Below are 5555 nucleotides of genomic sequence, written 5' to 3' on the forward strand. Positions count from 1 at the left end.
CCCCGCGCCAATTAGCCCAACCCAGAACGCAGATCCGAGAAATGCAGCCAAACCCATTGAAAAGCGATCGCTGGTGGGACGCACTTTTAAAATTGCTAAAGCGGCACTTCCCAACGAGGCAGCCGCAAAGAAAGACATGGCACAGTGGAGTTTGGCGTGAGGCAACCAAGCCGGGTTGTTCATGTGACCGTTTGCTAACAAAACTGCATCAACTCCAATGGGTATCGTCAGGGTGGAAATAGCTGCGGTGATAAGCAACCATCTGGCGAGTTTTGCTCGATGCATACTGATATACCTCAGTTAAATTGTTAGGGAATAAGAAACGAGGCGCAACGAAACTATCGGGTTTGGCTAGAAAAAATACCTTGGTTATGGGATGAAAAGATAGACCTTTCTTGCGGAATATCTAGAATCAGTTAGGTGATTCTTGCGATTGTTCAAATCGATCGCAGCGTTCAGAATTAACTAAAGTTCTGACGCACTAAGACAGCTTCTGACCGAGCATCCTACTCGGTGCGATCGATTCCTATCGATTCTCGACCTTTTTCCAAGTCGATTGCGTATTAGCGGCGGGTCATTGACCGTGTTTCTCGGTTTCGGAGAATCGACCTCTAAAACTACTTCTGCAAGGATTTCCAGGTGTCCGACGTAAGTTGTAGCATAGACCACTCCGGCAGATGCTCGCGATAGATCTCCAGCAGTCCTTGTGCCGTCTTCTCGATCGCCCAGTCCTGTTGAAGTTCACAAGCCACACTGAGCCAGTTGGTTACCTTCACGCCGTATTGAGTCAGGTTGGCGGTTGAGGCTGCCAGCACCTGATTGCTATAGTTCCCCGAAGCGTCCATGACAAGTCGAACATCGTAGCCCTCCGCCGCCAGAGTCTTTGCGGGAATCCCAACACAGAAGTCTGCTGTGATGCCAGCCGCGATCACTTTTTTGCGACCGGTGGCTTCGATCGCTTCTCGTATACGTGGATCGTGCATCGAATTGATTTTGGTGCGATAGATGGGCTGTACGTCGGGGAACAGCTTCAGTATTTCCGGTAGGAACGGACCCAGAGGCCCTGCGGGTCCGAACGCGGCAGCGGACATCACGACCGGAATGTTATGCAGTTTAAGCACTTTTGCCAGCGCGATGCAGTTGTTGCGAAGGTGAATTGGGTCAATATCACCGCAAAATAACATTAATCCTGCTTGGTGGTCAATCAGCAGCGCACAGGCATTTTGGTCGTCAAGCATCTCGAACTTTTCATAATTCATGGAGATTCTCCTTCTGTTTGAACGATCTATAAAGTCTGAAACTGAGCTTTGAAGTAGATGATTCTTGCGATTGCTCAAATCGATCGCAGCGTTTTAGAGTTCAGCCTCAGCCAAAGTTTTCCGGCTCTTTGAGAAAACCTTAGTATGTTCCATGAAATTTCACGAAATTCATGAAGATTTTTTCATTCGATTGCTTTCCGTGTAGTAGCAAATTCCCAAAATGATAAAAAATAGAAAATCCATGTGAACTTGTGTAATTGGGAAACCCCCTAATGAAAATGATTGAAGACCACCATATTCTGGGTCAGCGAATGCCGTTCCAGGATAGAGAATTGCTGGTGCCATTGCCATCCAGTAAAGAGCCGCAAATAAGCAAGACATCTTTAAGTTTTCAATGTCAGTAGAAACCTTGCGAAACCATAGAAAATAAAGCGATATAATCCCGCAAATAAGACCCAAAGTCATCGTTTGTCCGTTATGAAATTTGGCGTGTGGCGGCCAAAGTGGATTGAAAACATGAGTTTCATTGAAATCGGCTAAGAAGGGACTCAGGGAACTAATAACGGCTATGAGAGAGATGGCAAATCTACTTAAATTCAACTTTCTGCTCATTTTTGTCTCCTTTAAGCTAACCCGAATCGTTTTAGTTTGGAAGTGAAACGATAAAGTTCATCTTCCGCCGTACCTCAGTACGCAGTCAAGCCTAGCAAAGATTTCTGCTGACTCACGATCGCGTCAGAAAAAATCCGGATTAATCATTGATTCTTGCCCCATTTATTAGAATCTTGCTATGAGGCTGGACATCAAAAGTGTTTGCGATAGTTGCTAGGTGTTGTACCCGTCAAGTTCCGAAATTGGATTGTCAATTGATTTTGATTGGCAAAACCAACCCGATCGGCAATCATCGAAATTGGTAGTGGAGTTTTTTTCAATAAATGTTTTGCTGATTCGATTCTTTGCTCCATTACATATCGATAGGGTGATACACCGATCGATTGCTTAAATAACCGTGAGAAATAATATTGACTCATCTCTAATTCATCGGCGATCGCTGCAATAGTTAGATTTTCAGCTAAATGATCGTGGATATATGCGATCGCTCGTTGCATTTTCCACTTCGGCATCCCTCCCTGGTAGTCGCGCAAGGGTTTGTGCCAATCTGAATAATGCCTCAACAGATGAATTGAAAGTGCGATCTTCAAGGAGTCTACCAATAACTGACTGCCAAATCGAGCCTCTATAAGTTCTGCTGTCAGAGACTTGCCAATGCGATCGATGAATGTATCCTGCATTGCATAATGCGGAATGAGTTCGATCCGCTCCGTTGTAAATGATTCATAGGCAATTTTAGTCAAGCGATCGGGTTCAAGGGATAACACGGAAAAGGAGGCTTCTTGATTCCAACTGCTCCGATGCTGAACCATTGCCGGGACGATCGCAATATTATTTCCGCCGCCAATCTGCTCTTGCTGCCTGCGTCCATCAAACCAACGTTCTGTCTGAACCAAATCCGAACTGAGTCCGACAACCACAATATGTGTAGTGTGAGCGTATTCAGGTGATTCCCAAGCGGGTTGACAATGTTGTTGAACATGAATTTCATTCCAGCCCAAATTTTCGCTCGATCGCAGCGGCAATCGGGGGACAACTTTCATAACATCATCTTTCTGAGTAAAATCGATAGTTAAGGGCTGTTTTTCTGGCATTTTATAAACTCTGGATGTAAGGACTTGGATCGATTCCGAATGCGATCGCTGGTTAGGTCATATTCTACTCAATCAGTGCTTTCGATCGTTGCAGCGCATTATTCATATAGTTGCGCCAGAGTAAATTGGTAATCAACCAAAGGATTGGAACCGCTAAAACAGACCGTGCATTGAATGTATAACGCCACTCGATCGTAGTCTGACCTGATGAGTTGATACTAAACCACCACTCGCCATTCGCAGAAGTTGTAAGAAACCCCAGCACCCCAGTAAAACCGCTAACCGTGTAGCTAAAGTATCGCGGATGCTCATATTTTGTCAGTAGCTCTTGGACGGAGCTATTATCTGATAAATGTACAGTGCGGGTTTGCCCTGCGATGTCCCAATTTCCAACTTGGTTCTTAATCCCCGTGACAGATGGTAGCAGCCCATAACCTTTAAATATAGAAGTGAGGTCAATAGGCACAATATGCTCAAAAGCCGCTGTTTGACTAGCTGTAACGGTAGTCTTAATGGTTGCGGAAAGTAAGATCATGCAATCGTATTGACTTGGATAAGGGGTGTTTGATGTGGCGATCGCCCTGATAAACGATCGCCAACACATTTGTCGTGTCTGTGGTGCTAGATCCAGTGCTAAAGCTCGCTGGATTTCATTATTATCGGTGTGATAATGAGCGTCATCAACAGCTCAAATTCTAATGTTGCCAATCATCCTATCGTAGATAGCCTTGACATTCGATCGACTTTTGGCAATCCGTACAAAGTGGTTTCATCGTGACCTTAGTTCATGAATGAACTTAAGAGTATTCTACTTTGGATAGAGCCACTTAGCAAATAACTTTGTCACCCGTGGCATGATGATGTAGGTCATTAACGAAACCATGAAAGCTGCACCGATCGCACTGCGTAACAAAGTTGGCAATGGAAAAAGCAATTGATTTAAGAAGGGTGGAATGATGTTAATCAATGGAAAAATCACTAGCCAAGTAACGAGTACCATTTTGTAACGGGGCGGTGGCACGATCGCCCCTTGAATTGGCAAGGTAAACCATGTCTCTAACCCCGTCAGCCGTTGATACTTGGAATTAACAGTTAGCCGCTTGATTCGTTCCAAAAGCCGATGACGAATTGGAGAATTTTCCCAACTGGTCAAATTACTCAAATGGTCGAACTTGAAGACGATGCGATATTCTCGGTTGCTGCGATCGCTTGAACGGAAGATATTCACTCCCAAATGTCCTTCAAATGCCGCAGCAGCGACTAATATATCGCTCAAAACTCGATCGAATTCATCCTCACAACCAGGCTTGACTTGTTGCAGAATATCAACAGTTACTGGAGGATCGTCAGATTGATTCAATGGATTCATGCAAAAAACTTCCAACTAGATTAGCGGTAATCCTTCAGCACCAATTTCTAGACGTACAACTTTTGCCGACTCAATTCCTGATGGCAATGGATATGACATACCACCGTTGCTTACCACGTAAATACTGGTGCGATCGCGCCCAGTACGACCGAATGCTAAGGCTGTAGTTCCTGCCATTCCTTGTTCTGCTTCGGCGATCGTGGTTATTTTACCATCTGGTGTAATCTTGACCACACTGTTATAAATGTGTGTAGTGCCGTAGAGATTACCGTTGCGATCGAAGGCAAAGTCGTCAATGTTTACGCGATCGATAAAAATTGTTGGTTCCCCTGGCTCAGCATCTTCGAGAATCGGAATCCGAACAATATGCTGCTTTTGGGTATTCGATACATAAAGCACATTGTTAAAGATTTTGAGTCCATTAGCTCCGGGAATTTCTTGCTCTGCGGAGGTTCGCGCCAACAAAGGATGTTCGAGCCAAATGCGAGTGCTGACTTGGGCTACATCTAATTCCCAAATCGCACCTCGATAGGAATCAGCGATCGCATAGCGACTACCAGTCAAATGCGTGATTCCATTCAGGAAGATTGCATCTGGCATTGTTAGTAAAGTTTCTACTGAACCTTGAGATGAAACTTTAAAGATGGTGGAAATTCCGTCTTGATTCCAACCTGTCAGCAATAGTTCTGTTTCTGACAGAAAAGCTAGACCTGCTGCCTTACCTGAGATCGTGGCATGAGTTACGGGGATTCGATCTTGCCCGATGCGAACGATCTTTCCTTCAAAATGGTTGGCAATAAATAACGTATTGTCAGAGTCGATCGCGATACTTTCTAGAAACGTATTGGCAGGAAATTCCGCGATTTGTTGGCTTGGCACCAACTCAATGGGAGTGCTTTCAAAGATAGGCGGTAATCCAATTGGTGTAGACATTGCGATCGTTCCTTGTAATGTATTTGAGTCAAGCCCATGCGCTCGCGCCCAGATTATTTTCAAACCAAATAGACAGGTAATCTGCCCGTAGTTCCCACTCATGCTTCACTATAATCCCAATAGTCACTTCAGTAAGCAACCGTCATCCGGTGATGAATATACTTGGGCTGCTCCACTTCATCCATGAATGCTGACGGTGTTACGCTGCACAACCCTGGACAAACAGGGCATACGCGATAGCAATACTCTCACTATTGATAGAGAGAGCAAAGGAGCCGTCCCTCAAAG

Annotated in this window: 7 protein-coding genes; all 7 read right to left on the bottom strand. The window is 44.9% G+C overall.

The window, feature by feature from the left end; genetic code table 11:
- On the bottom strand, positions 1–285 hold a 285-nt coding region (locus JGK36_RS33110; RefSeq protein ID WP_293199328.1), incomplete at its 3' end, for a hypothetical protein.
- A gap of 332 nt (positions 286–617) precedes the next feature.
- On the bottom strand, positions 618–1259 hold the full coding sequence (locus JGK36_RS33115) for an isochorismatase family protein (RefSeq protein WP_293199330.1): 642 nt from the start codon (positions 1257–1259) through the stop codon (positions 618–620).
- Between the two features lie 168 nt (positions 1260–1427).
- Complete coding sequence (locus JGK36_RS33120; RefSeq protein WP_293187073.1) at positions 1428–1871, bottom strand: DUF6640 family protein; 444 nt, start codon at positions 1869–1871, stop codon at positions 1428–1430.
- 191 nt (positions 1872–2062) lie between these two features.
- A complete protein-coding gene (locus JGK36_RS33125; RefSeq protein ID WP_293187074.1) occupies positions 2063–2965 on the bottom strand; it encodes an AraC family transcriptional regulator in 903 nt (300 codons plus the stop codon).
- A gap of 64 nt (positions 2966–3029) precedes the next feature.
- Positions 3030–3569, bottom strand: coding sequence for an SRPBCC family protein (locus JGK36_RS33130; protein WP_293199333.1), 540 nt, complete (start codon positions 3567–3569; stop codon positions 3030–3032).
- Between the two features lie 204 nt (positions 3570–3773).
- Positions 3774–4334, bottom strand: a complete 561-nt coding sequence (locus JGK36_RS33135) for an antibiotic biosynthesis monooxygenase (RefSeq protein ID WP_293187077.1) — start codon at positions 4332–4334, stop codon at positions 3774–3776.
- Positions 4335–4349: 15 nt separating this feature from the next.
- On the bottom strand, positions 4350–5267 hold the full coding sequence (locus JGK36_RS33140; protein WP_293192178.1) for an SMP-30/gluconolactonase/LRE family protein: 918 nt from the start codon (positions 5265–5267) through the stop codon (positions 4350–4352).
- Positions 5268–5555 lie beyond the last annotated feature (288 nt).

It is taken from the genome of Microcoleus sp. PH2017_35_SFW_U_B, assembly GCF_020737865.1.
In the GTDB taxonomy this organism is placed as follows: Bacteria; Cyanobacteriota; Cyanobacteriia; order Cyanobacteriales; family Microcoleaceae; genus Microcoleus.

Coding starts and splice junctions, on each gene's coding strand:
- JGK36_RS33115 (WP_293199330.1), bottom strand. CDS start 1,259: ATGAATTATGAAAAGTTCGAGATGCTTGACGACCAAAATGCCTGTGCG.
- JGK36_RS33120 (WP_293187073.1), bottom strand. CDS start 1,871: ATGAGCAGAAAGTTGAATTTAAGTAGATTTGCCATCTCTCTCATAGCC.
- JGK36_RS33125 (WP_293187074.1), bottom strand. CDS start 2,965: ATGCCAGAAAAACAGCCCTTAACTATCGATTTTACTCAGAAAGATGAT.
- JGK36_RS33130 (WP_293199333.1), bottom strand. CDS start 3,569: ATGTGTTGGCGATCGTTTATCAGGGCGATCGCCACATCAAACACCCCT.
- JGK36_RS33135 (WP_293187077.1), bottom strand. CDS start 4,334: ATGAATCCATTGAATCAATCTGACGATCCTCCAGTAACTGTTGATATT.
- JGK36_RS33140 (WP_293192178.1), bottom strand. CDS start 5,267: ATGTCTACACCAATTGGATTACCGCCTATCTTTGAAAGCACTCCCATT.